Origin of the sequence: Paenibacillus sp. FSL R7-269, assembly GCF_000517865.1 — a bacterium.
GTDB lineage: Bacteria > Bacillota > Bacilli > Paenibacillales > Paenibacillaceae > Paenibacillus_AQ.
The window spans coordinates 50,749-74,424 of record NZ_ASPS01000110.1 but is presented as its reverse complement, the minus strand read 5'-3'; the positions used below and the strand labels follow the sequence as shown (position 1 = coordinate 74,424).

Below are 23,676 nucleotides of genomic sequence, written 5' to 3'. Positions count from 1 at the left end.
GCTGCCCATTCGAAGAATCCAATTTTATCGAGGATTAGGGAGATCAAAATGATTGCTACAAAGGCCAGTGTGGCATTCCACACAATCAGCGTAACATCCAGAACATCCTTCAAGCTGACGACACCGACAAGTAAGGCGAGTAACGCTCCGCCGCAGGCAGACCAGCCAATGGACAGATGTTTAGGCTGCCAAATGACAAAAATTAATGTGACGATAAATATAAGACTCGCTAAAACTACCAAATGATCTCCCCCATTATATGTCTATATAACACATTGCAGAGCACTCCCTTCATATGCTTAAGTATAATAACGTACATCATTATATAATTATATGATTATATATTCAATATCAAAATATTACTCGCAGCAGGCAGCACCAGACGGCTTGTTTAAACTGGATAGAATGAAGCTGGTATCCGGTGTAAGCTGAAGAATGGCCGCAACATGAGGCTTATCTTCAATGCTTAAAGAGTAATACACCCACTGACCTTTTTTTTGTTCCTTAACCAATCCGCTGCTTTTCAATTTGCGCAGATGCTGGCTTACGGCTGGTTGGGAGATGTCAAAAAGATCCACGAATTCACATACACACCACTCCCGTTCTTTTAAAAGGGTTAGAATCGTGAGCCGTGTTTTATCTCCAAGGAGTTTTAAATCTTCCGCAAGTTCATTTAGTACATTCATTTAAAAGCTCCTCCCATCTATATAAGGCAATACTTATATTCTAAGACCTTAATGGCCAATTAGCAACCAGATGAAAATAATATTTGCATTTTGCAATCAATTGCGGTATAACCAGTTCAAGAGGTGAACACATGGAAACCCCACGAGAACTATTTCAAATCATGACCCGGCGCTTAGGGCTTCTCAATAAGGACTGCTGCAGTGTAAGGGGATGTAAACTATCCGCGGCCCAAAGCCATCTGCTTTATGAGATCGCCCGGAGCCACAATCCTTCCATGCAGCAAGTTGCCGAAGCACTGGGCACGGATATTACCACCTTCAGCAGACAAGTCCAGTCGTTGGTGAAAATGAATTTGGTAGAAAAGACACCTGAACCCAGCGATCGGAGAATCTATACCCTTTCCCTTACTTCCGAAGGAAAACTGGTGGCTGCAACTATTGATCAACAAATGAATGAATACCTGATTGAAGCCTTCTCGCATATGAGTGAGTTTGAAGTAGAAACATTGCTACGATCCATCAAGCTTTTCAACGATGCTATGGGGAAATCCAGCAATTGCTGCGCACCTGTTAAAGGGTGATTTCCCTTGGCCTTTATTTGTAACTTGCAAGTTATTTTAATGATAAGGAGTGTGTATTCATGAACAAACTTACGAATGACCAAATCCGCCAAAATGTACGGGGACGTTATCAAACCATTGCTGTACAAAAGGCCGAACCTGCCTCCTCCTGCTGCTCCTCTGCTGACAGCTGCTGTGACAGCCCAACTGATTATGATGCCATATCTGCTAAAATGGGATATTCTAGTGAGGATCTGGCCGCAGCTCCTGAAGGCGCAAATTTAGGTCTTGGTTGCGGTAATCCCCAGGCTATTGCTGAGCTGAAGCCTGGTGAACATGTTATGGATCTCGGGAGCGGCGGCGGGTTCGATTGCTTCCTCGCTTCCCGGCAGGTAGGTGAACAAGGCCATGTTATCGGTGTAGATATGACTCCTGAGATGATTAGCCGGGCAAGAGATAATGCCATTAAAGGTAAGTTTAATAATACCGAATTCAGGTTGGGAGAAATTGAACATCTTCCGGCGGCCGACAACTCGGTTAATGTCATAATCTCCAACTGTGTGATTAACCTCTCGCCTGATAAGCAGCAAGTATTCCGTGAAGCCTATCGCGTTCTTATGCCCGGAGGGCGTCTGGCCATCTCTGATATTGTAACTACAGCTGAGCTACCCCCCGAAATCAAAAATGACCTGGGCGAATTATATTCGGGTTGTATCTCCGGGGCCTCTTTCATTTCTGATCTGGAGATGATGCTTCAGGAAAGCGGCTTTACTGAGATCCATATTGAGCCCAAAGACGAATCCAGAACATTTATCAAAGATTGGGTTCCCGGTGCGAACGTTGAGCAATACATCGTCTCTGCTGTGATTAAAGCGAGAAAACAATCTTAAGGAGATGATCTAATGAGAGTGGTCAAGGGTTGTATCGGAAGATGGGCTACCGGCAGGTGGGTCTATTGGAGAAGCAGGGGATTATAGACAAAACGTTTATTGATGTGATGATTATGGAGAAGCTTCTACTATAAAAATGAAGTTAAAAAAGGAGAAGTTCTACCCGTAAACGGAAGAACTTCTCCTTTTAATCAGTTCCAACTACTCCCTACTTACTAACCAATCAGCAACTTGTCCTCTGGGTAACGGTACTTCTGTTTAACACTTTTTTGTGCCAAGGCAAAGGCTAAGGTTAAAGGGCCCAGTCTCCCAATATACATTATAACTATGATGATACATTTACCAATCGGTGACAGATCAGGGGTTAAGCCCATGGACATGCCCACGGTTCCAAAGGCTGATGTAGCTTCAAATAAAAGAGCAAGAATATCCGTATGGCGGGTATATTCAGTAATTGTTAATAAAAAGGTTGCTCCAAGAACAAGGCCTAAGGAGATGGTCATTACAGCCAATGATCTGAAAATAAGATCTTGAGGTATCCGTTTTTTTAGCAGCTGCACATCAGCATTCCCCTTGATGGTTGAGAAGATGCTTAATATGAGTACCGCAAAGGTGGTCGTCTTGATCCCCCCGCCTGTCGAGCCTGATGAAGCTCCTATGAACATCAGAAAGATCATAAAGAACTGGGACGCCGGTAACATCGCACCAATATCAATGGAGTTGAACCCCGCTGTGCGGGTAACCACTCCCTGGAAATATCCACCCCAGATTCTTTCCCCCCATGTGAGTGTACCAAATGTTCTGGTATTAAAAAGCTCAAACACAAATATGACCAGAAACCCTGCAAAACAAAGCACTCCTGAAGTGATTAGCACGATTTTTGTGTGAAAAGACAGAGCCTTCCAGCTTCTCTTGCGGTATAGATCCAGAATCACAATAAATCCAATTCCACCAATGATAAATAAAAATGAAATGACAATATTGACTAACGGATCACCGACATACCGGCTCAGACTATCCGACCATAATGAAAAACCTGCGTTATTAAAGGCCGAGATGGAATGGAAAATTCCATAATATAAGGCTTTGGCAACACCCAGGTCATTTGCCCACCGGACGGTCAACAACAATGCCCCAAGAGTTTCGAAGATAAATGAGATCAGCACAATGCTTAGTGATAACCGGACGACCCCTTGTGTTTCAATGGAGTTCGAAGATTGTTGGATGAGTAAACGCTCCTTCAGCCCAATCTTCTTCCCCAGAATTACGGCAATTAGAACACTGAACGTCATGAATCCTAATCCTCCGATTTGAATGAGGAGCAGGATAATGATTTGTCCAAAGTTGGAGAAGTCGGTTCCTGTATCCAGCACCACCAGTCCAGTGACACACACAGCTGAAGTTGAGGTAAACAATGCATTTAGCCATCCCACACTAGTTCCGGTGGATGAAGATACCGGTAAGGACAACATAATTGTCCCCAGAATGATGGTTACAGCAAAACCTAAAAGAATAATTCTTGATGAGGTTAGACTGAGTTTTCGAGTAAACCAAAGGTACCTTTTTTTAAACATATCACTGGCTCCTGTAATGATTCTTTTCGTAAATAAACAGCGCTGCGTCACCTTCAAGGCTGTGTGTCCAGTGAGAGCATCAGCCAGGTAGCTCTTGTTGAAAACACTGTTGGTCCTTTAGATAATCGAGCAAAAGCCGGTTAAATAATTGCGGTTGACATAGGTGACTAGGATACATGGCATTCTCGATGATCGCTAAATGAGCTTTGGGATACTTAGCCGCTGTTTTTTTAACTTGCTCTAACACCCGCTCATTGTGATTACCTGACACGATCAGCACCGGAATTTGCAGCCGCAGCGCAAACCCGTAACCGTCCGAATACTTCAACGCCATGCGTTGCTTAATCCATTCTGTCGTCCGTTTATGCATAAGCTCTTTTCTCAAGATATGGTAAGCCAAGAGCCACCGGTGATAGGTGATACGTAAAGGCTTGATAAACATTTCAGCAGGGAGATAATGAGAAATCCAGGCACAGAACTGCAACGCTTCTTTCAACTTACTTCCACTAGCAGAGTAATCACCTTGAAAATAACTATCCACCAAAATCATGGTAATCACCCGCTCAGGGAACAGATAGGCGAACTTCTGGGCAAGTATAGCTCCAGTGGAGCAGGCTACAATTACAATCTTTTCTACATCCAGTTTATCTAATAATGCCTTTAGATCCTCAACTTGAGTGTCTAAGATCCGGCCAATCTCAACATTCATCTTCCCCGACAGCCCGTTTCCTCTTAGATCATAGACAATTACTTTCGCGCGCTTACTGAAATATTCCGCCTGTGGTTCAAAAAGATGGTGGGAGGTCGAATAATCATGGATAAAAACGATGGGCAGACCGCTACCCGATATCTCATAATACAAGGTTGTTCCGTTGACATCAACAATAGGCACTGCAGGATTCCCCTCTCATGAACGCTTACGGGGTTAGCTGACGGATTCGGACCTGAGTAGCCCTACTCGATATTCTCGAGATTCACCCCGGAACTTTTGGTTCCCCCGTTTCCTTTACAGGAATTCAGCGGCAAATATCATTTCTCAGATTGCTCCTTACTTCTTTCCGTATGGGTAAGCAGATCGTCTTGTATGCTGTTTTTCCACAAGGGAACGCCCGAACGGTAGGCCGCCCGGCCATTTAGATGGCCTGCGACCGGTGAAGTGATGAATACAAAAAGAATCGCCAGCAGCAGCTTGACACTGATCTCTCCATCTTTGAACCAAAAGTAAAGGAAGCCGCCGCCCAATAAACATAACACCCCGAACGTTGCACTTTTGGTGGCCGCATGTGAACGCAGATAGACATCGGGCAGCCGGATCAGACCAAAGGCACTAATGCCGCAAAAAATGGCGCCCAGCACTACTAGAATCGAGCTAAACAACTCACCTGTCATGCAGTTCCCCTCCTTCTTCCACAACAACCCCACGTTCGATATACCTTGCGAGTGCAGTGGTTCCAATAAACGTCAGAATACCGATAACCAGAATTACCTCAAGAAAATTGCGGGTATCCAGCAGCATACTAATGACAGTAATCATAGCCAGTACATGAATGCCTATCGTATCTAGGGCCGCCACCCTATCCGAACGGGTAGGTCCTTTCAGAAGCCGGTACAGGCACGCGAGTATGGCCATTCCCAGAATGGTCAATGCGGTAGTTAATAGTACGGAGACCATCAGCGGGTCACCTCCATGATCACTTGTTCGAAATTCCCCCGGATCTGCTTCACCATTTCCTCAGCATCTTTGATGTCAATAGCATGAATATATAAGGTCTTCCCATCCCTTGACACGTCGAGAGTTAGCGTGCCAGGAGTCAGACATATCAGACAAGACAACAGTGTAACTTCCCAGGCTGAGGTTAAGGCTGTCTCATAGGCGAATATTCCAGGGCGGATCGCCAGCTTCGGACGAAGAATATGATAAATCACCACAAAGTTCGAGATGGTCAATTCGCGGATAAAGATCAGCAGCAGCTTGAATATGGACCATAGACGTTTTAAATAAAATGGCCGGGCCTGGGGCTTGGATCTTCTGAATAACAGCAGCATCCCTATGCCGAGCAGAAACCCGATAAGAAAAGTGGCGCCGGAGCTGCTATTATTGATTGCCATCCACAATAAAGCAACTAACAGATTAAACAAGAATTGTAGAGTCATTATATCTACTCCTTCAGTATGGCTTGAATGTATTCCGCAGGTGAAGCCAGAACCTCTCCGGCCTGTGCTACATAGGCATATAGAGCATCTGCTCCAATACCCATTGCAATGACAAGCACAAGCAGTGCAGCGGCGACAGCAGAAGCTCTCTTCAGGTTCACAGCAGGCAGTTCTCTCTCAGGTTCATTTCCCCAGAAGGCCAGCCTGAACATCTTGATTAAGGAATACAGCACCATAAAGCTTGAGCCGAGACCGATAAGAGACAGTGTCAGCATACCGGCATCCAAAGCTCCGCGGATGATCAGCAGCTTTCCGGCAAAACCGCTCAGCGGCGGAATCCCCACCAGAGCAAGGGTCAATATAAAGAACATCCAGCCCAGGAGCGGGTATTTCTTAATCATGCCTCCCATTCCACTCAAACGATCTGTTCCTGCTGCGGAGATGATTAATCCGCCCAGTATAAACAGGAGCCCTTTAGCCAGCATATCGTGAAGCAGATAGAAGATGACTCCGTTCAGCGAATCCCCGGTACCTGCAGCAAGCCCGAAAGCCACAAATCCGACACTAATAATGACATTATAATTAAGAATCCGAGGGATATCCTTGTAGGCCACTGCCCCTATGCTGCCCAGAATCATGGTTGCCGCAGCCATCCAGGCGATCAAACTATGCGTGAGACTGGTATCATTCACAAACATCAGGGTGAACGTGCGGATAATGGCATATAGTCCTACTTTGGTAAGAAGAGCACCAAATAGTGCCCTGATCGCCGAAGGCGGTGCGCCGTACGATCCCGGGAGCCAATAGAACAGGAACAGCCCCGCTTTTAAGGAGAAGACGATTAAAAAAAGCACAGCAATTACGTTCAATATACCGCCTTGCCCCGCTTCAGCAATACGCTGTGACAAATGCGCCATATTCAGCGTCCCTACTGCCGCATACAGATACGCTACAGCTGCTACAAACAACGTTGACGACACAATATTGATCAGCAGGTATTTCGCTGTCTCCCGTAACTGCAGCTTGGTCCCTCCAAGGGAGATAAGGGCATATGAAGAAATCAGCATCACCTCAAAGAAGACGAACAAGTTGAAAATATCTCCCGTAAGGAAAGAGCCGTATACCCCGACCAGCAAAAAATGAAAGAAAGTATAATAATAATACCGCTCCCTCTGCTCTCCAATGCTGCTGAAGGAATAGAGCAATATGGCGAAGCTTACGATGGAAGCCATCATCACCATTAGTAAAGCGAACATATCTCCAACAAATACAATCCCGTAAGGGGGGACCCACCCTCCCATTTGTAAGGTCATAATGCCATCAGCATGTACACGTGTAACCAGCAAGGCTGTACTAAGGATAGTAAGGATACCGCTAACTACGCTAATCCCCCGCTGAAGGCGTATCTGCTCTTTGAATAGAATCAGAATCACCGCTGTACATAACGGAATCAGAATAGGCAGAACCAGAAGGTTATTCATTCTTTGACCTCCTTGATACTGTCGATTTCATCCGTACCTAAGGCCTGATAAGAGCGGTAAGCAAGCACGAAATAGAAGGCAGTTACGCCGAAGCTGATCACGATAGAGGTCAGGATCAGAGCCTGCGGCAGCGGATCGACATAAGTCTCCTCATTACCCAGCACAGGAGCTGCCCCCCGCTTGAGTCCGGCCATGGTCAGAAGCAGCAGATGTACACCATGCGTCAGTAAGGAGGTTCCCAGGACAACCCGCAGGAGGATTTTGGACAAAATCAGGTACACCCCTATAGTAAACAGAATGCCTATTGCTATCGCCATTACTAGTTCCATCTTTTATCCCCTCCAATCGTTAAAATAATGTTCATCGCAACTCCTACCACTGCTAAATAGACGCCTAAGTCAAATAGCACAGCTGTTGCCAGTTCGACATCTCCAAGGATAGGAAGATGGAAGTGTCCGAAGGAATGACTCAGAAAAGGGACACCAAAGAGAAATGAGCCTGAAGCTGTAAGAATAGCCAGCATGAGCCCTGCTGCCGTGAGCAGGCGGTAGTTTACAGGAAACACTTTACGAATCTGATCCATGCCAAAAGCGATGGTTATCAGTATAAGCGCTGCGGAAGTCATCAATGCGCCAATGAAGCCTCCCCCCGGATGATTATGACCTGCAAAGAACAGATACAGGGAGAAGATCAGAATGATGATGACAATTCCTTTGGACATCGTCTGCAGAATCACATCATTACTGCGCAGAGGTACAGCCAGCTGCGGATCAATTCGCTTAGGCTCCTCTTTCATTCTCAGATGGACAAGGGCATAAATGCCCAGCGAAGCGATACCAAGCACCATGATCTCAAATAAAGTATCGAATCCGCGGAAGTCTACAAGAATGACGTTAACTACATTTTTTCCGCCTGCCAGAGCGTAGCTTTCTTGTAAGAAGTACTCGGAGATGGACGCGAACGGACTACTGCCCATTGCTGCCAGAGCGACCAGCGTCACTGTTACACCCACACCAAGCGAGATGATCAGGTTAGGCAGCTTGAAGCGCATGTTCTCCTTCTGCTTCTTCAGCTTCGGCAAGTACCGGAAACAGAGCAGGAACAGGATGACGGACACGGTCTCAATAATCATCTGGGTCAGCGCAAGATCAGGTGCCCGGAAAAGGACAAACAGCAGCGTCACCATGTACCCGACACCGCCGGTGAACAGGATGGCATTGACCCGTGATTTGGCAAAAGGAACAGCAAAGGCTGCCAGCAGCATCGTTACAATAACGGCCCATTCATAGAAGGATAAGTCCGCATACTGTTTCATGCCAAAGCTGATCCCGGGTTCCCGGAGGAGAACACTAAGCACAGCCACGATCAAAAAGCTGAAGATATACAGTAAATAATGGCGGTTAGAGCCGGTCATATAGGCATCTGTCAAACGCGCGGACCCCCGTTCCAGTAGACGGAGCGACGCATCATACACCCGGTTAAGCGTATTCCGCCCCCTGGCTTCACGGTCCAGCACCCGCAGCCGGGTATAGCTTTTGAACAGGAGAATTCCGGCTGCTACAACACCAAGTGTCATGAAGATCTCGGGTGTCCAGCCATGCCAGAAATGAATAGAAGTCTCAAAGCTCTCCCCCGGAGAGAGCATCCCCGTGTGTATGGAGGCCATTGCCGGCTCAATCAGCGTGACCGAGACCAGATCCGGGAAAAAGGCAAACACCAGTGTAAAAGAAATCAGAATGACGGGTGCCAGCAAGAGTCCTAGTGGAGCTTCATGCGGCGTTTTGTCCAGTTTGTCTGAATGCTTCTTGCCGCCGAAGGTCTTAAATACAAGAATCATACTGTATACAAAAGTAAATACACTCGCAATCCAGGCAATGACAGGAAAGAGCTGCAGCCAGAATCCAGAATTCAGAATATCGAACTCGCGGATATTCAGTACCGCAGTGAAGAACATCTCTTTGCTGAGAAATCCGCTGAATGGAGGCAGCCCGGCCATGGAGAACGCCCCCATTAGTGCGACCGAGAAGGTAATCGGCATAAGCGACATCAGTCCGCCAAGCTTGCGGAGATCGCGGGTGCCGGTCTCATGGTCGATGATGCCTACCACCATGAACAGGCTGCCTTTGAACACAGCATGATTGATGAGGTGGAACAGCGCGGCTGTAGTAGCCATCGTATAAAAAATCGCGTCTTGTCTTCCGCCGGCAAAGCCGGCTGCTGATCCCAGACCAAAGAGTGACATGATGAGGCCCAATTGGCTGATCGTAGAATAGGCCAGTAAGGCTTTGAGATCTGTTTGCCGGATCGCTTTGAACGACCCATAGATCAAAGTAAGCAGGCCGGTTACAGACACCAGCCAGAACCACTCCGATTGCCCCGCAAAGACAGGAGTAAGCCTGGCCACCAGATAAATCCCTGCCTTGACCATGGTAGCGGAGTGAAGATAGGCGCTGACCGGAGTCGGAGCTTCCATGGCGTCCGGCAGCCAGATATGGAACGGAAACTGAGCCGATTTCGTAAAGGCACCCAGCAGAATCAGCAGCATAGCCGGGATAAACATAGCGTGATCCGTGATGGTTCCTGCCAATGCAATAATCTCCCGGATACTATAAGTACCGGTCATCACATACAGCAGATTAAATCCGGCAAACATGGCAAGTCCGCCGAACACGGTGATCAGCATAGATTTGAGTGCCCCATAACCGGATCTTTCCCGCCCGTACCAGAAAGCAATAAGCAGGAATGAGGATATACTGGTAAGTTCCCAGAACCCGTATAGTACGATCAGATTATCGGACAGCACTACCCCCAGCATGGCGCCCATGAAGATGAGCAGGTACATATAGAACCGCCGGATTCCCTCCGTCTGTTTGTCGAGATAAAAAATGGAGTATAGCACAACGAGTGCCCCCATTCCCGAAATCAGCAGGACAAAGATCAGACTTAGCCCATCCAGGATCAAGGTGATATTTACTCCAAAAGACGGCATCCAGGCGAAGGTGTCTACAATAGAATCTCCTGCACGGATCACAGGAATCCTCGTCAGCAAATACAGGAATAGCGCCGCTGGCAGGGGCAGGACGAGCCATCCCAGATGGAAGCGCGCAGTTTGTCTGGTCAGCAGTAACAGCGCGGATAGTAGAAACGGAAGAAGAATTATGATATGCAGCACGGCTCAGTACCCCTTTCTATCTATAGTTATAGTGCTCACTTCGGCTTGACCCATTCATTCTGTACAATTCTTAAATATTGTGCCTCGCCATTGGTAACCATTTTAAAGAGACCTGTATTAAAATCCGTATCCAATTCCCGGAAGAAGGTGCCCTTTATCGCCTCGCTGCCAGTATTCTCCTCCATTAAAATATAGCGGTCGCCTTTTTTGGCCAGATAGGCAGTAAATCCCCGTTCATGTGTCTGCTCCAGAAGCTCGGGATACCTTTGAACGGCAACGATATGAAGATCAATGGTGCCGACCAGCTCCATCAGATCATTGATGAAATTGCCGCGTGTAATTTCCTGCCACAGGGTTTGGCTGGATTGCCCCAGCACAATCTGTGTCACTTGGTATTCTTGAGCAGTTTCCACGATGACCTGAGCTGTCTTTTTCCCGTTGCACTTACGGTTCAGAAATTGCCCTCCGGCATCCTGGGTCTGCTGCTCCCAAGCGGAGAGGTACAACTGCTTCTCGTGATTATATTCACCATCTCCGCTGGCATCAACAGTAAGAACAGTAAGCGGAGCCTGAAGCTTTCTGGCCAGCTCGCCGCCTCTCTGAATCAACCGTTGTCCATGGGGCCCGTAATGCACACACACCATAATACTCTCCAGCTTCATTTCCATTTCAAATCCTCCGTAAGTTAATTTTTTCCAGGTAAAAACACAAAAAGAGCCCACTGTTGGCAGGCTCCTCCGGGTACTTCAGTATACAATTGGCTTTATTATATAGTTCTCAAGAGAGAAAGTAAAGAATATTGACGGCGTATATTGTCCTCTCCATCCGGAGAACACTACTCTTTCTTGCCCAATACCCCATACAGAAATAGATTTCCTAACTCTTTTCTTAAGTCAACAGTTAAGTTCTCAGCAATGGACGGATTGCCTAGCATAGTGATAATTCCGTTCATAAAAATCATAATAGCTTCTGCAGATACGCCCCCAGTTACTTTCCCCTCACCTTTCCCCTGTTCAATTAATTTCATGATTTCTGGGATGGCAACAGTATTGGCATACTGCTCAACATATGCTTTGAATGCCGGATCTGTAAAGATAAAGTTCTTCATCCCTTCGCTGGTTATGGATTCCTGATTGTTCACCGATACCTCATACATCTTATTCATCTTTTCTTCAAAGGGCAGGTCTGAGTTCATCATTTGGATGAAATCTTTACCCTCTTCCTCCATTTGATGGTAAAAGACTTCTTTGGCCAGCTCCTCTTTATTGCCAAAAAAATTATAGATGGATCCCGGAGAGACACCTGCCTGCTGTGCAATCTCGCGGACGCCTATTTCTTTAAAGTTTCTCGTCATGACCATATCCGTTAACGATTCTAAAATTTGCTTTTTTTTCTGTTGTCTTCGTTTTTCAAAGCCATTCATGATAAATTCCACCTAATCCTGATATTTATGAAACAGCATACCCTTATGTTATATATTTATTGACTTCATAGCAAGATGAGAATATTATGTAACTGAAATCATATTTGTTATATAACTTTGACGGGAGGCGTCAAGCTTTTGATTACAATTGAAGCATTAACAAAGCTCTATTCCAATGGTAAAGGAGTGCGGGAGATTAGCTTTGAGGTGAAGGAAGGCGAGGTTTTCGGTTTTCTGGGACCTAATGGAGCCGGAAAAACAACAACGCTCCGCCAGTTGATTGGTTTCGTTCACCCAACGAGCGGGAAGGCAACGATCAAGGGCCTTGACTGCAGTAGAGACGCTTCACAGATCCAAAAGACTCTAGGGTATGTACCCGGGGAAATTGCGTTCTACGATTACATGACCGGACTCCAATTTCTGACCTTTATTGATGAGTTAAGGGGACGTAAAGATCATATACGCCGCAGTCAATTAATCGACAGATTTGAGCTGGAGCCTGGCGGGAAAATCCGTAAAATGTCCAAAGGAATGAAGCAAAAAGTAGGATTAATTGCGGCCTTTATGCATGATCCTGAGGTTATCATTCTGGATGAGCCGACAAGCGGACTGGACCCGCTTATGCAGAAACGTTTTATAGAATTAATTATTGAGGAACGCGGCCGGGGGAAAACTGTCCTGATGTCCTCTCACCTATTTGATGAGATCGATCAGACCTGTGAACGGGCAGCTATTATACGCGAGGGAGAACTTGTTGCCGTTGAGAGCATCCGCTTACTAAAAGCAGCGTTGCCGCAAAGCTTTGTTGTTACCATGGTGGATAAGGAAGGTATGGCTATTCTCCAAAACAGTACTCTGAATTATATACAAAGAGCTCCCCTTATCGTTGAGATCTTTATCAAAGAGGATTATGACCCTATGCTGCGCCTACTGGCTCAATGTAAAGTGGCTCATATGGTGTCAACTCCCCAGACGCTTGAACAGATTTTCATGGACTTTTATGGAAAGGGGCGCTGATTGTGATGTCTTGGGCTCTATTTAAAGCAAATATACGAGTTAACCGTTTTCTGTGGCTTCTGATTGTCGCCGTGTATTCTTTTTATTCCGTTGTATTATTAAGTATGTTCAACCCGGATAGCGCAGATGAATTGAAGGATATGCTAAATATGCTTCCTTCCGGGCTAATGAACGCCATGGGAATGAATTTCGGGTCAACCCTGCTCACGTTTCTGTCAGGGACGTTATACAGTATCCTTCTGTATCTATTCCCTATGATCTTGTCCATTGTTGTTAACCACCGGCTTATAGCCGTACATGTAGATAAAGGCAGTATGGCCTACCTGCTCTCAACTTCTAACTCAAGAATTCGGATCGCCGTGACTCAGGCCGTATTTAGTCTGACCTCTGTAACTGCAATCTTCAGCTGGATCACTATCCTGACGCTGATCACCTCTTCTGTCATGTTTCCCGGACTAATGGACACCAAGCAATTTATACTATTGAATCTTTACGCACTCCTGATGTATTACACGATTAATGGAATCTGTTTCCTGGCCTCCTGCCTGGCGAACGAAGCCAGATACAGCCTCGGACTGGGGGCCGGCCTCCCGATCACGTTTGTATTGCTGCAAATGCTCGGTGATTCCGGGGCAAGGCTGGAATGGCTCGGATATTTCTCATTATTCGCCTTGTTCGACCCGGAACGATTATTCGCCGGTGATAGTTTTGCATATATAGGGATGGCTGTATTTGCGGGACTGGCGGCTGTGCTGTATACTGTGGGAATTATTTGGTTTAATAAAAAAGACTTGCCTATTTAACTTATTTGGCAAGCTGGGGGAGTGGAATATGCCAAGAATTGCCCAAACATTCAAGCTGGAAACAGGAGCGGATATTGAGTATACAGTTGTCGGAAGAGGTGAACCTGTGTTCATTCTTCATGGCGGACATTCCAACTGCCAGGAGGATTTTGGCTATAAAATTCTCCTGGAGAACGGGTATTCCATTATTACACCATCGCGGCCCGGATATGGCCGGACAAGCAACGAGCTTGGAAGCTCATTAGATGCTGCCTGTAAAGCATATGAGCAATTACTGGATCATTTGAATCTTACTAAAGTGCATATTATCGCTGTATCTGCCGGAGGCCCCTCTGGCTTAACTTTTGCTGCCCGCTATCCCCATCGGGTTCACAGCCTTACGCTTCAGTCTGCTGTATCAAAGGCATGGCATAGCCATGAGGATACAACCTATAAAGCAGCCAAACGATTGTTTCATCCAAGAACAGAAAAGTATACTTGGAAACTCCTCTCCGTCTTCAGCCGCAGCTTTCCGAATTTTATCCTGAAGCAGATGGTGCCTTCCTTCAGTAGCCTTCCGGTCAGCCAAGTCATGCAACAATTCACTCAAGAAGATGTGAAACAATTTGCTGCCATGAATCAGCGCCAGCGCTCAGGGCATGGATTTATGCTAGATCTTGAGCAGCTAGCTTGGTTTGAACCTTCCGGTCTACCTGCAATATTATGTCCTACTCTGATTATACATAGTAAATATGACCAGGCCGTTTTACCTGCGCACGCTTATGCAGCCTTTGAACTCATTCCGCAAGCCGAGCTTTGTCTTTTTGAATCATGGGGACATTTGATCTGGCTCGGCAAGGATGCTGATACTATGAACAGGAAACTGATTGATTTTTTAAATATAACAGCCTAAACATTTTTCATGACGTTCTTGCTCTCCTCCATCGTGACTATTCACCCGTTTCAGCAAATTGTTTGATGCGCTCGCCCACTTGATCACGAACCTGCTGGAAAACCTTCCACTTCTCCTCATCTGTTCCTTTAGCTTTCGCCGGATCATCAAATCCCCAATGCTCACGTTTCACTTGAGGAAGGGGAATGGGGCATTTATCTGCTGCATCTCCACATAATGTAATGACAAGATCAGAGCTATTCAGCAGCTGCGGATCAATAATATCTGACGTTTGACCTGAGATATCTATACCTGCTTCACTCATCGCCAGAACGGCTTTCGGATTCAAACCATGAGCCTCAATGCCGGCACTATACACATTCCATTCATTGCTCAGTTATTTTTTGGCCCATCCTTCCGCCATCTGGCTCCGGCAGGAGTTTCCTGTACACAAAAAATAAATCGTTTTCTTATCCATGAGCCGCATTCTCTTTTGAGTTTAAAATAGGGTCAATGTTATATTGGGTTTAATCTAAGGCATAATTATATAATTATCGTGGGCGTGGTCAAGGATTGTATCAGAAGATGGGCTGTCGGCAGGTTAGTGTATTTGAGAAGCAAGGATTGATGGACGGAGCGTTTATTGATGTGATGATTATGGAGAGGCTGCTATAATCTCCAAAATACGAAAAGGCCCAAGTGACTGTATCTGTTGTCAAATTGGGCTAATATGATCATTAAAGTTTAGCAAGGTTCATTTTCGGCGGGATATACCCGAGTTGCCTGCCTATTTTGACAATTTGTCCTCTATGATGAAATTCGTGGGTGATAGTGTGCGTAAATAACCAAAGTTCGGTTAACTCTACACTGTCACTCTGCCAGGATGCTAAATGGGTAGGATCCCCTTTGGTTTTAAAGTCATATAGAAATTCATAAACCAGTTCATCTATGTTCTTAAACATTTCACGCATTTTCTGTACTTTATCTATGGACTTCGGATTCACTTTGGGAAGTGATTTACCAAGGGCACGGCTCCCTAACCATACCCGATAACAATCGGCTACATGAGCGTGCAGACTGCAAATAGAAGCTCCGCCAAAGCTTTCTACTTCTTTCACATAATCTGTGGGGGACATCGTTTCGCAATAACGAAATAATGATTCCCTTGTGCGTTGTATCATTTCATACTGGCTTTTGAATACATCCATCTTCTCGCTCTCCTTTAGCCTTTGAGAACCTCATTGATAATCATTTTAAACAAGGACTTTAGATATCTATAATAACTATTATGTTTCATAATGTCAAGGCTCATACGTAAAGTAAAGATATATTAAGTTCGCATTTGCTTCATGAAAAAGGTATAATTCACTTCAAGTTAGCTTTAAGTATGAAAGGAGCATTTTGGCATGTACAGTATTAGTGAAATTGAGAAGATCACAGGTTTACGCCCCTCCACTCTGCGCTATTATGAACAAGAAGGCATCTTGCCGCAGGTTGAACGGAATGCTTTAGGTCGGAGAGAATATTCGGATGAAGTCTTAGAGTGGCTTGAACTGGTAATCGCTCTCAAAGATACGGGAATGTCGATTGAAGATATTAAGGCTTATACAGAGCTGATCCGGCAAGGCGATCCTTCTCTGGAGGCCAGAAAACAATTTTTGCTTACGCATAAAGCTAAAGTGGAACGCAGTGTGGCCCAGACTCAATTTCATCTGGAGAAGATTATCCGCAAGATAGCGATCTACGATATTTTGATGTATAAGAAGATGGAATAGTCTATGAATATTCATATTGCAAAATCAGTATTGACTTCAAGTTAACTTTAAGATGTATAGTGAAGTTATACCCTTGAAGGAGTGATTACATTGTCTGAAGCAAAAGTATGGCTTATTACAGGATGTTCAACAGGATTTGGGCGGCATATCGCGCAGCAAGCGATTGAAGCCGGCTATAAAGTTGTGGTGACCGCACGGAATGTTGAGCAGGTAACCGGGCTTACTGCCGGACATGAGGATCAGGTGATTGCTCTTCCATTGGATGTCACTAATCCAGAGCAGATCCGTAATGTGGTTAACCGCACGATGGAGAAGTTTAACCGTATTAATGTGCTTGTGAACAATGCAGGGATCGGATATTTCAGCTCCGTTGAGGAAAGCGTAGAGGAAGAAACGCGTAAGATGTTCGAGGTTAACTTCTGGGGACTTATGCATGTTACCAATGCTGTTCTTCCTCATATGAGATCGCAAAAGAGCGGTCACATTATAAACTTCTCATCCATTGGCGGTCTGACTTCATTCCCGACCCTTGGCTATTACCATGCTACAAAATACGCTGTGGAGGGCATATCCGAGAGTCTTGCCCAAGAATTGCAGCCTTTTAACATTCATGTGACTTTGATAGAGCCAAGCAGCTTCCGCACCGATTGGGGCGGCCGCTCTTCTGTCAAAACAGAGACAAGCATCCCTGAGCTGAAGGAATCTGCCGTCGGACAAATGCTGCAAGGGATCGCGCTCGGTGCCGGTCAAGAAGCTGGAGATCCTGCAAAGGCTGCTGAAGCAGTGATTAAAGTTGTGGAATCAGCGGAACCCCCTCTTCGTTTGTTGCTTGGACAACAAGCCTATCAAGCAGCAACCTATAAATTTAACAATATGCTTGCCAGCATAGAACAATGGAAAGAAATAACGATAAACGCAGATTATAAACAATAAATGTATAGGTTGGCAGCTACTTTATTATTTAATAAAGTAGCTGCGAAGACCCTTGATCCAGTGTCCGTTGGCCACATCCACCAGCAGCTGAATTCGCTTGAACGTTAAGAACCCGGGACTGAGCAGCGCCATGGTCCGGATCGGATTATCGCTGGCCGATGCCATCAGCATTTTGAAATGCACGTTGGTATAGTCCGGTTTCCCGTCTGCCGTAGTTGATTTGGCAATGACCCGTTCAATCGTCTTATAGAATTGCTTGAAGATAAAACTATGGTCCTTCATCTCAAAGACAGAGCATTCCACCGTAAACTTGCCTTTACCCGGCATGATAAACGGCTTGAAATCCCCATACACAGATTTGAAATCATTCACGGAAGGAATTCCTTCCAGCGTATAGTACCATTCATTCACTGCGCTTTTCTTCGGGGTAATCCCTTCAAGATGCACGGACGATTCCAGTCTGATATCGGCTGAGGAACTGCCGAGCAGTATTTTGTACTCTCCTTGTTCAATTTGCCAATCCCGGGAGTCGGGGTCATAAAAGGCAAAGCTGCGCTTATCCAATCGGAGAGTCACGCTCTGCCGTTCGCCGCTGGCGAGAAATACCTTGGCAAATCCTTTTAATTCTTTGAGTGGCCCGTAAGCTCCTTGTGTTTGCCTGGATACATACAACTGAACAACTTCCGCGCCGTCTGCTTGGCCATTATTCGTTACCTCAAGCCGAACCACAAATTCATTGTCCTTCAGACGTTCTACCTGGAGCTGGTCATAAACAAATGTGGTATAGCTTAGGCCAAAGCCGAAGGGAAAAGCCACATTCTTGTTAGCCTTGTTAAAATAGCGGTAACCGGCAAACATGCTTTCCCGGTACGGAACCTGTTTAGGATCTACACCATAATAGGAAGCATTCACCACATCGCTTAGCCGGAGCGGAAAGGTCTCTGTCAATTTCCCCGAAGGGTTGACCGTCCCATACAGAAGGTCTGCCGCAGCAAGCCCACCCGCCTGTCCGGACAACTGCATATGGAGGCAGGCTTTTACCTTTTCCATCCATGGTGTTTCTACTGCCGAGCCTCCAACCATGATGGCAATCAGATTAGGGGTTGTCTCCGCCAATCTGCCCAGCAGCCTGATCTGATTATTAGGAATGGACAGCGTGGTGCGGTCGAAGCCTTCGCTCTCATAAATCTCAGTCAGGCCAATGACCACGATGACCGCCGTATCCTGCTCCACTCCCGCAACAGCCGCCTTTAGCAGTTCCTCATTCTCGACATCTTCCAGCTCATACCCTGCATAGTAGCGTAAGTCTGCATCATATTGCTCCAAGCCGTCCAGAAGGCTATGGATCTGAGTGGGATTAACCAATGAGGAGCCTGTACCCTGATACCGCGGCTGTTCGGCCAGTTTCCCGATGACAGTCAGTCGCTGCCCCTTGCTTAGCGGCAGGAAGTTATTCTCATTCTTCAGCAGGACACCGCCGCCTTGTGCGGCTTTACGGGCAAGCTCATGATGCTGATCGTACATTTGCTGTGCATCTCTCTGCTTCTCCGCGCGCTTAGTAGTACGCTCTATTAGCTGCAAGAGACGCAACACGGACTGATCAATTTCGGCTTCGCTCAATTCGCCGGAGAGCACGGCCTGATGGACAAGCTCATCGAAGGCTCCCTTGCTTCCCGGCATTTCCAAATCCAGGCCTGCTTTGAAACCTTCAATTCTGTTATTCATCGCACCCCAGTCGGTGATTACCGCACCTGTGAAGCCCCATTCCTCCCGTAATAGATCTGTCAGCAATTCCCGGTGATCACTGGCGTAGGTGCCATTAAGTTTATTGTAGGAACACATCACTGTAGCAGGCTGTGCTTCCTTAACCGCAATCTCAAAGGCCGGCAAATAAAATTCGCGGAGGGCCCGTTCATCAATCAAGGAATCGCTGCTCATTCGTTTGGCTTCCTGGCTATTGCCCGCGAAATGCTTGACAGACACCCCGGTCCCGGTGCTCTGGACACCCTGGATCCAGCTTGCGGCAAGCTTGCCCGACAGGTAGGGATCTTCACTGAAATACTCGAAATTCCGTCCGCTCAGCGGGCTGCGCTTCATATTCACACCCGGACCCAGAATTACATGTACATCCTCCTGAATAGCCTCCTGGCCGAGCGCTTCGCCGATCTCCGCAAGCAACGCTTCATCCCAAGTTGCGCCAAGCAGACTCGCCGTGGGGAAGCAGGTCGTTTGGACACTGGCGTTAAGTCCCAGATGGTCTGCTTCTCCCTCCTGTTTGCGGATGCCATGCGGGCCGTCACTCAGGAACAGTGCTGGGATCTCATATTGCGGAAATGCCTTGGTCATCCAGAAGGAGGCTCCTGAACACAAAGCTATTTTTTCTTCCAGACTCATTAATTGGATTATCGTATGGTGATTCATATAGCTCCTGCTTTCTTGTTAATGTAATGGTTGTGATGAATGGCGATCACGAATTTGTTGCTGCTTATGACCCAGGTTCTTCTCCACACTCAGGAATGCCAGCAGACCAATTAGTATCACACTGGTTATGGTCTCCAGACCTACGAAGGAGAAGGTGATTACCTGCTGAACAGCATCGTTTTGAGTGGAAATCAGGTCTCCTGCAGCATTGTAGTAAGGTGCGGCGTAGCCGGCCTTCGACAGCAGCCCGTTAAACATTCCGGTGCAGAGGCCCACCATCGTAACGGAAATTGTCGTGTAAATCGACATCGCAGTCCCGTCGCAGCGGAAGCCGTTCTTCCACTCCATATGGTCGAGTGTGTCAGCGAAAAGCGCCATGAAGATATATGCACTGGGCAATAGCCCCATGTTCTTGATGAACTGGCCGGTCAGTACCACGGGCATGCTGGCCGGGAATAGCCAACATAGTCCGCTGCCGATAGTGACCAGCATGAAGCCGATTGCGGTGATGTTCCGCTTGCCGAATTTTTTGGCAAGCGGCCAGACAATCACAATGCCAATCCCCAGCGGGATGCCACCGATCAGGGAAATCAGGGTCTGGGTTATACCGTCGTTATAGCTCCCAAGCACATAATTGCAATAATAGATTAGACTCAGGTTTTTTAGACAGACTGCAAAGGTATAAATTAGGAAGTACAGCAGAATAACCAGCATGTAGCGGTCAGATACAACCGCTTTCAATTGGGTGCTGAACGGAAGATTACCCCCGCCTTCCTGCTCTTCCCTTTCTGCGCTCTCGGCGGTGACTCTTTCCCTAGTGAAGAAATACTCCAGTAAGGTTAGCGGCAGCACCAGGATCGAGACGATGCACATCACGAGGATCCAGCGGCTCTTGTCCACCCCGATAACTGGCAGGATGAGCATCGGGAAGATCAGGGCCACAATGATTCCGCTCATCATGATCACCGAAATCTGGCTGAACACGGACAGCTTACCCCGCTGTGCGCTATCTCTTGTCGACAGCGGGACCATCAGATTGTGGCCCACATTATAGGAGGTGAAGGCAATCGAGTAATACAGGTTATACGAGATAATAATCCAGATCACCTGAATCTTCGTATCTGCTTGAGGCACCAGGAACAGCAGCATTCCGGCAATCATCATCAGCGGAGCGGACAGAAGGAGCCATGGCCGGGCCTTGCCCTGTTTCGTTCGGGTCCGGTCAATGACATAGCCCATAACAATGTTGGCCACTGCGTCCAGAATCTTCGACAGCATCGGGAACAAGACCAGGAAGGCGCCGCCGGCAACGGAGGTTAAGCCTAGAACATCGGTATAATACACATTAAGATAAGAGGCCAGTACCGCATTTAGCAGGAGTGCTCCGGTAGGACCGATTAAATAACCGAACCAACGCTCCTTGGCTGTGGTTTCAGACTGGGTAATCCGTGAGTTCAGCCACCGGGACTGGAAGAACGCTTTCATATGATTCATTATGCTACTCCATTCTTTCTGTGATTTATCCTCAGTTTAGAGTAGTCGTATACCAATGTATTGTAGAAACGTGACCTTAATTTCGTTTTTCTGAACATGCTTAAAAAAGTCCCGCATTCCATTATGAACGCAGGACTTTGTGCTTGGACTTTGGGGGAACTGACTTTATCTAGCTGTTCGAGCTCATTCTTGATGATGCATAGCATTCCGATACTTGAGAGGAGTCAGCCCGGTTTCACTTTTGAACAAATTCTGAAAATAGCTCTGAGAAGAGAAGCAAAGATAGCTGCTGATCTCACTGAGCGGCTTGCCCGAAAAGGCCAGCAGACACTTGGATTCCTCGATTTTCTCACGGTTGATATAGTCGTTCAGGCTGACCCCCAGGTCGCGCTTAAAGATCCGGGAGAGATAGGAGACGCTGACACCTAGCTCGCGTGCCAGCTCCCGAACCAGAATGGCTGTGTTCATTCTTTTGCGAATCAGACGGATACAGCTCTCTGTTAATGAAGAGACATCTGCCGGATACTTATTCTCCTCCACTCTTTTGGCACAATCCAGCACCATCTGCTGCCTAAGAAGAGACAGCAGATCTAAGCGCGTCAGGCTTTCTGCCTGCTGAATGTACAGATCGCTGAGATGGTAGGCCATCTCCACATCCAGTCCGCCCTCGATAGCCGCCCGGGTTACAAGTGTTGCCGTGGAAATGAAAATATTCTTCTCCTGACGCAGCGCATCCTTCGACATTGTTCCTGCCCTAGCACGTACAGTATTTTCGAATAAGTCATTCAGCTTATCTGTAGAACCGCTTCGGACATAATATATGATCTGGCGCTCCAGATTGTAGGTGTCATGGACCGGAGGCTCTCCGTCAGCCTCATACAGCATCTCTGATAAATTAGAGTGAATGTCCGGTTCGAAGCGCTGGAACTTGTTGCCGGAGAGCAGCAGCGATTCGGCAGCGAGCCTTTTCTGGTTCAGTGCGAAATGAAGGAAGCAGAGCGCGCTCAAGAAATTCTCAAAGGTAATCACCGGGATACAGTTGATAAATGCAGTAAATTCTTCTGAATACTGCCGTGCAATCGCAGAGTTGATCATCGTTCGGGATAAGTGGCCCGCCGAGGGCTTCATGTGGAATCCGGGGCCAACGACGAACACCCCTCCTCCGTTCTCCTCCGATATTACACCGTAGAACATAATTTCGTCCGTCACACGGTAGTAAACTGCTTGCTGATTTGGCAGGAGCTGCTGCTGCATCGGTACGGCAGGATCAATGAACGAAGGAACATCAGGCAGCATCCGTATAAGCGAATTACCAGTGTAGTAGCGAATCGGCAGACCGGTAAGATTATAGAAGGAATCCATTACAAAATGCACATTCTTCGAGAGCATGCCTTCCCCTCGTGTATGGTCACAGTTCCAGACTTTTAAGACAGTCATTCACCACTTTCTGGGAATAATAATATTGAAGCTTGCCGTATATGAATCCATATCTGTACGTCTCCACCGACATAATCAGAAAAATATACAATTTGTATAATTCAATTCGTCTTAAATCTTCGGAATCAAGCACTTTATTATCGTTTAGTCTGCCGGTATAGCTCTTCCAGAACCCCTGTTCCTCTCTAACATCTTTGAACAAAAGAAATGCGGGCGGAAAATCAGCGTACGGGTCCCCCCAAAAGGAGCGCTCAAAATCAATTATGGCTTCGATCTCATAGTCATTGCCGTTCGGAACCAGCATAATATTCCCCGGCCAAAGATCGAAGCTGATAAGACTAGGCGAAGTAACAGCTTCGAGCAAATGCTCCTGCTTACTAACTACCCTCTCAATGCGTTCATAAGGCAGTTTTACCTTCAGCCTCTCTCCGTCCGCAAGGATAGATTTCAGCATGTGACGATAGGCTTCCTTCCAGGAGGAGAACTGACATTCCGGTTTGTCCGTGAAATAGCCGAAGTAATTCCCTCTAATCTGGTGCAGCTGCGCAAAATAATCGCCTAACCTGCTTTTTATGTTCTCCTTCTGAGTCTGGCTGAGCCTTTTTCTAAGACTGTGCATACTTTGACCCTTTAGCGCACTCATAAAGAAGTAATCGCTGGGGATTAAGCTTCTGCTGAAATCAGAGCAAATTACACGTGGAGCCGGTATGGACGTTTCAGCGGATATTTTATGATATACTTCAACTTCCGTCTGCATGAGATGGTGTTCATAAGAGAGCAGCTCGGATTCAGGCGGCGACGATACCTTTAGAACAAGCGGTTCCAGTCCACCTGTTCTTTCGATAAGATAAGCTGCGTTAAACATCCCGCCTTTTAACTCCTGAATAGAACGCAGCTGACCTCCATCTTTGAAATTCACTTCAACCAGTTTAGCGATTTGCGTTTCAGACAATCTGAATTTTGTTGTACTCTTCATAGTCCCTCC

24 protein-coding genes, 3 pseudogenes and 1 riboswitch are annotated in these 23,676 nt (G+C 46.7%); of the genes and pseudogenes, 9 read left to right on the top strand and 18 right to left on the bottom strand.

Annotated features, from left to right (window positions below; translation table 11 throughout):
• A partial coding sequence (locus C162_RS31130) for an ArsB/NhaD family transporter (protein WP_036701485.1) occupies positions 1 to 242 on the bottom strand: 242 nt, incomplete at its 3' end.
• A gap of 117 nt (positions 243 to 359) precedes the next feature.
• Positions 360 to 686, bottom strand: coding sequence for an ArsR/SmtB family transcription factor (locus C162_RS31125; protein ID WP_036701483.1), 327 nt, complete (start codon positions 684 to 686; stop codon positions 360 to 362).
• A gap of 131 nt (positions 687 to 817) precedes the next feature.
• Here C162_RS31125 and C162_RS31120 point away from each other — a divergent pair, with 131 nt between their 5' ends.
• From C162_RS31120 to C162_RS35725, 3 genes and pseudogenes are all read left to right on the top strand, one after another.
• Entirely contained in the window at positions 818 to 1,267 is a 450-nt protein-coding gene (locus C162_RS31120) for a MarR family winged helix-turn-helix transcriptional regulator (RefSeq protein WP_036701481.1), read from the top strand.
• Between the two features lie 59 nt (positions 1,268 to 1,326).
• Positions 1,327 to 2,136, top strand: coding sequence for an arsenite methyltransferase (locus tag C162_RS31115; RefSeq protein WP_036701480.1), 810 nt, complete (start codon positions 1,327 to 1,329; stop codon positions 2,134 to 2,136).
• Positions 2,137 to 2,147: 11 nt separating this feature from the next.
• Positions 2,148 to 2,270, top strand: a pseudogene (locus C162_RS35725) (GNAT family N-acetyltransferase); the annotation flags it as partial.
• Positions 2,271 to 2,351: 81 nt separating this feature from the next.
• On the opposite strand, the gene C162_RS31110 reads toward C162_RS35725, so the two are convergent.
• The 10 genes from C162_RS31110 to C162_RS31065 all read right to left on the bottom strand — a co-directional run bounded on the left by C162_RS31110 (position 2,352) and on the right by C162_RS31065 (position 11,940).
• Positions 2,352 to 3,710: a TrkH family potassium uptake protein gene (locus C162_RS31110; RefSeq protein WP_051494071.1), complete on the bottom strand. Its 1,359-nt coding sequence runs from the start codon at positions 3,708 to 3,710 to the stop codon at positions 2,352 to 2,354.
• 79 nt (positions 3,711 to 3,789) lie between these two features.
• Positions 3,790 to 4,602 (bottom strand): alpha/beta fold hydrolase, encoded by an 813-nt coding sequence (locus C162_RS31105; RefSeq protein ID WP_036701478.1) that lies wholly within the window; start codon positions 4,600 to 4,602, stop codon positions 3,790 to 3,792.
• 7 nt (positions 4,603 to 4,609) lie between these two features.
• A riboswitch (cyclic di-AMP (ydaO/yuaA leader) is annotated at positions 4,610 to 4,742 on the bottom strand.
• Positions 4,740 to 5,099, bottom strand: a complete 360-nt coding sequence (gene mnhG, locus C162_RS31100) for a monovalent cation/H(+) antiporter subunit G (RefSeq protein WP_036701476.1) — start codon at positions 5,097 to 5,099, stop codon at positions 4,740 to 4,742. It overlaps the preceding riboswitch by 3 nt.
• Positions 5,089 to 5,382: a Na(+)/H(+) antiporter subunit F1 gene (locus C162_RS31095; protein WP_036701474.1), complete on the bottom strand. Its 294-nt coding sequence runs from the start codon at positions 5,380 to 5,382 to the stop codon at positions 5,089 to 5,091. The genes mnhG and C162_RS31095 overlap by 11 nt, the downstream gene beginning before the upstream one ends.
• Positions 5,382 to 5,864, bottom strand: a complete 483-nt coding sequence (locus tag C162_RS31090; protein ID WP_036701473.1) for a Na+/H+ antiporter subunit E — start codon at positions 5,862 to 5,864, stop codon at positions 5,382 to 5,384. The genes C162_RS31095 and C162_RS31090 overlap by 1 nt, the downstream gene beginning before the upstream one ends.
• A 5-nt stretch (positions 5,865 to 5,869) precedes the next feature.
• Positions 5,870 to 7,345 carry a Na+/H+ antiporter subunit D gene (locus C162_RS31085; protein WP_036701471.1) on the bottom strand — a complete coding sequence of 492 codons (1,476 nt, stop codon included), beginning with the start codon at positions 7,343 to 7,345 and terminating at the stop codon, positions 5,870 to 5,872.
• Positions 7,342 to 7,674, bottom strand: coding sequence for a Na(+)/H(+) antiporter subunit C (locus C162_RS31080; RefSeq protein ID WP_036701470.1), 333 nt, complete (start codon positions 7,672 to 7,674; stop codon positions 7,342 to 7,344). The genes C162_RS31085 and C162_RS31080 overlap by 4 nt, the downstream gene beginning before the upstream one ends.
• On the bottom strand, positions 7,665 to 10,517 hold the full coding sequence (locus tag C162_RS31075) for a Na+/H+ antiporter subunit A (protein WP_036701468.1): 2,853 nt from the start codon (positions 10,515 to 10,517) through the stop codon (positions 7,665 to 7,667). Before C162_RS31075 ends, C162_RS31080 begins: the two co-directional genes overlap by 10 nt.
• 35 nt (positions 10,518 to 10,552) lie before the next feature.
• Positions 10,553 to 11,185, bottom strand: coding sequence for a universal stress protein (locus C162_RS31070; protein WP_051494070.1), 633 nt, complete (start codon positions 11,183 to 11,185; stop codon positions 10,553 to 10,555).
• A 167-nt stretch (positions 11,186 to 11,352) separates the two neighbouring features.
• Positions 11,353 to 11,940, bottom strand: coding sequence for a TetR/AcrR family transcriptional regulator (locus tag C162_RS31065; RefSeq protein WP_036701466.1), 588 nt, complete (start codon positions 11,938 to 11,940; stop codon positions 11,353 to 11,355).
• Between the two features lie 138 nt (positions 11,941 to 12,078).
• Here C162_RS31065 and C162_RS31060 point away from each other — a divergent pair, with 138 nt between their 5' ends.
• The 3 genes from C162_RS31060 (at position 12,079) to C162_RS31050 (ending at position 14,652) form a co-directional block, all read left to right on the top strand.
• The gene (locus C162_RS31060; protein ID WP_036701463.1) at positions 12,079 to 12,957 is read left to right on the top strand and encodes an ABC transporter ATP-binding protein; all 879 of its coding nucleotides are present in this window, start codon (positions 12,079 to 12,081) and stop codon (positions 12,955 to 12,957) included.
• 149 nt (positions 12,958 to 13,106) lie between these two features.
• The gene (locus tag C162_RS31055; protein ID WP_156949752.1) at positions 13,107 to 13,760 is read left to right on the top strand and encodes an ABC transporter permease; all 654 of its coding nucleotides are present in this window, start codon (positions 13,107 to 13,109) and stop codon (positions 13,758 to 13,760) included.
• A 28-nt stretch (positions 13,761 to 13,788) separates the two neighbouring features.
• Positions 13,789 to 14,652, top strand: a complete 864-nt coding sequence (locus C162_RS31050) for an alpha/beta fold hydrolase (RefSeq protein ID WP_036701461.1) — start codon at positions 13,789 to 13,791, stop codon at positions 14,650 to 14,652.
• 37 nt (positions 14,653 to 14,689) lie between these two features.
• On the opposite strand, the pseudogene arsC reads toward C162_RS31050, so the two are convergent.
• A pseudogene (gene arsC / locus C162_RS31045) lies at positions 14,690 to 15,109 on the bottom strand (arsenate reductase (thioredoxin)).
• Positions 15,110 to 15,192: 83 nt separating this feature from the next.
• On the opposite strand from arsC, the pseudogene C162_RS37205 reads away from it, so the two are divergent.
• Positions 15,193 to 15,306: pseudogene (locus tag C162_RS37205) on the top strand (arsinothricin resistance N-acetyltransferase ArsN1 family A); the annotation flags it as partial.
• Positions 15,307 to 15,368: 62 nt separating this feature from the next.
• Here the strand turns inward: C162_RS37205 and C162_RS31040 are convergent.
• Complete coding sequence (locus tag C162_RS31040) at positions 15,369 to 15,839, bottom strand: DinB family protein (protein ID WP_036701459.1); 471 nt, start codon at positions 15,837 to 15,839, stop codon at positions 15,369 to 15,371.
• A gap of 198 nt (positions 15,840 to 16,037) precedes the next feature.
• Between C162_RS31040 and C162_RS31035 the strand changes: the two genes are divergently transcribed.
• Entirely contained in the window at positions 16,038 to 16,406 is a 369-nt protein-coding gene (locus C162_RS31035; protein ID WP_036701457.1) for a MerR family transcriptional regulator, read from the top strand.
• A 90-nt stretch (positions 16,407 to 16,496) separates the two neighbouring features.
• Positions 16,497 to 17,339, top strand: coding sequence for an oxidoreductase (locus C162_RS31030; protein ID WP_036701455.1), 843 nt, complete (start codon positions 16,497 to 16,499; stop codon positions 17,337 to 17,339).
• Between the two features lie 24 nt (positions 17,340 to 17,363).
• On the opposite strand, the gene C162_RS31025 is transcribed toward C162_RS31030, so the two are convergent.
• The 4 genes from C162_RS31025 to C162_RS31010 form a co-directional block, all read right to left on the bottom strand.
• Positions 17,364 to 19,685 (bottom strand): glycoside hydrolase family 3 C-terminal domain-containing protein, encoded by a 2,322-nt coding sequence (locus C162_RS31025; protein ID WP_200869258.1) that lies wholly within the window; start codon positions 19,683 to 19,685, stop codon positions 17,364 to 17,366.
• Positions 19,686 to 19,778: 93 nt separating this feature from the next.
• Positions 19,779 to 21,254 carry an MFS transporter gene (locus C162_RS31020; RefSeq protein WP_063829078.1) on the bottom strand — a complete coding sequence of 492 codons (1,476 nt, stop codon included), beginning with the start codon at positions 21,252 to 21,254 and terminating at the stop codon, positions 19,779 to 19,781.
• Between the two features lie 183 nt (positions 21,255 to 21,437).
• Positions 21,438 to 22,691, bottom strand: coding sequence for a helix-turn-helix domain-containing protein (locus tag C162_RS34820; RefSeq protein ID WP_083677625.1), 1,254 nt, complete (start codon positions 22,689 to 22,691; stop codon positions 21,438 to 21,440).
• The gene (locus C162_RS31010) at positions 22,663 to 23,667 is read right to left on the bottom strand and encodes a phosphotransferase family protein (protein WP_036701450.1); all 1,005 of its coding nucleotides are present in this window, start codon (positions 23,665 to 23,667) and stop codon (positions 22,663 to 22,665) included. The genes C162_RS34820 and C162_RS31010 overlap by 29 nt, the downstream gene beginning before the upstream one ends.
• Positions 23,668 to 23,676: the final 9 nt, after the last annotated feature.

Bases quoted from the DNA above. Each gene is read 5' to 3' on its own strand.
- C162_RS31125 (WP_036701483.1), bottom strand. From the start codon at position 686: ATGAATGTACTAAATGAACTTGCGGAAGATTTAAAACTCCTTGGAGAT.
- C162_RS31120 (WP_036701481.1), top strand. From the start codon at position 818: ATGGAAACCCCACGAGAACTATTTCAAATCATGACCCGGCGCTTAGGG.
- C162_RS31115 (WP_036701480.1), top strand. From the start codon at position 1,327: ATGAACAAACTTACGAATGACCAAATCCGCCAAAATGTACGGGGACGT.
- C162_RS31110 (WP_051494071.1), bottom strand. From the start codon at position 3,710: ATGTTTAAAAAAAGGTACCTTTGGTTTACTCGAAAACTCAGTCTAACC.
- mnhG (WP_036701476.1), bottom strand. From the start codon at position 5,099: ATGACAGGTGAGTTGTTTAGCTCGATTCTAGTAGTGCTGGGCGCCATT.
- C162_RS31095 (WP_036701474.1), bottom strand. From the start codon at position 5,382: ATGGTCTCCGTACTATTAACTACCGCATTGACCATTCTGGGAATGGCC.
- C162_RS31090 (WP_036701473.1), bottom strand. From the start codon at position 5,864: ATGACTCTACAATTCTTGTTTAATCTGTTAGTTGCTTTATTGTGGATG.
- C162_RS31085 (WP_036701471.1), bottom strand. From the start codon at position 7,345: ATGAATAACCTTCTGGTTCTGCCTATTCTGATTCCGTTATGTACAGCG.
- C162_RS31080 (WP_036701470.1), bottom strand. From the start codon at position 7,674: ATGGAACTAGTAATGGCGATAGCAATAGGCATTCTGTTTACTATAGGG.
- C162_RS31070 (WP_051494070.1), bottom strand. From the start codon at position 11,185: ATGGAAATGAAGCTGGAGAGTATTATGGTGTGTGTGCATTACGGGCCC.
- C162_RS31065 (WP_036701466.1), bottom strand. From the start codon at position 11,940: ATGAATGGCTTTGAAAAACGAAGACAACAGAAAAAAAAGCAAATTTTA.
- C162_RS31055 (WP_156949752.1), top strand. From the start codon at position 13,107: ATGCTTCCTTCCGGGCTAATGAACGCCATGGGAATGAATTTCGGGTCA.
- C162_RS31050 (WP_036701461.1), top strand. From the start codon at position 13,789: ATGCCAAGAATTGCCCAAACATTCAAGCTGGAAACAGGAGCGGATATT.
- C162_RS31040 (WP_036701459.1), bottom strand. From the start codon at position 15,839: ATGGATGTATTCAAAAGCCAGTATGAAATGATACAACGCACAAGGGAA.
- C162_RS31035 (WP_036701457.1), top strand. From the start codon at position 16,038: ATGTACAGTATTAGTGAAATTGAGAAGATCACAGGTTTACGCCCCTCC.
- C162_RS31025 (WP_200869258.1), bottom strand. From the start codon at position 19,685: ATGACCAAGGCATTTCCGCAATATGAGATCCCAGCACTGTTCCTGAGT.
- C162_RS31020 (WP_063829078.1), bottom strand. From the start codon at position 21,254: ATGAATCATATGAAAGCGTTCTTCCAGTCCCGGTGGCTGAACTCACGG.
- C162_RS34820 (WP_083677625.1), bottom strand. From the start codon at position 22,691: ATGACTGTCTTAAAAGTCTGGAACTGTGACCATACACGAGGGGAAGGC.
- C162_RS31010 (WP_036701450.1), bottom strand. From the start codon at position 23,667: ATGAAGAGTACAACAAAATTCAGATTGTCTGAAACGCAAATCGCTAAA.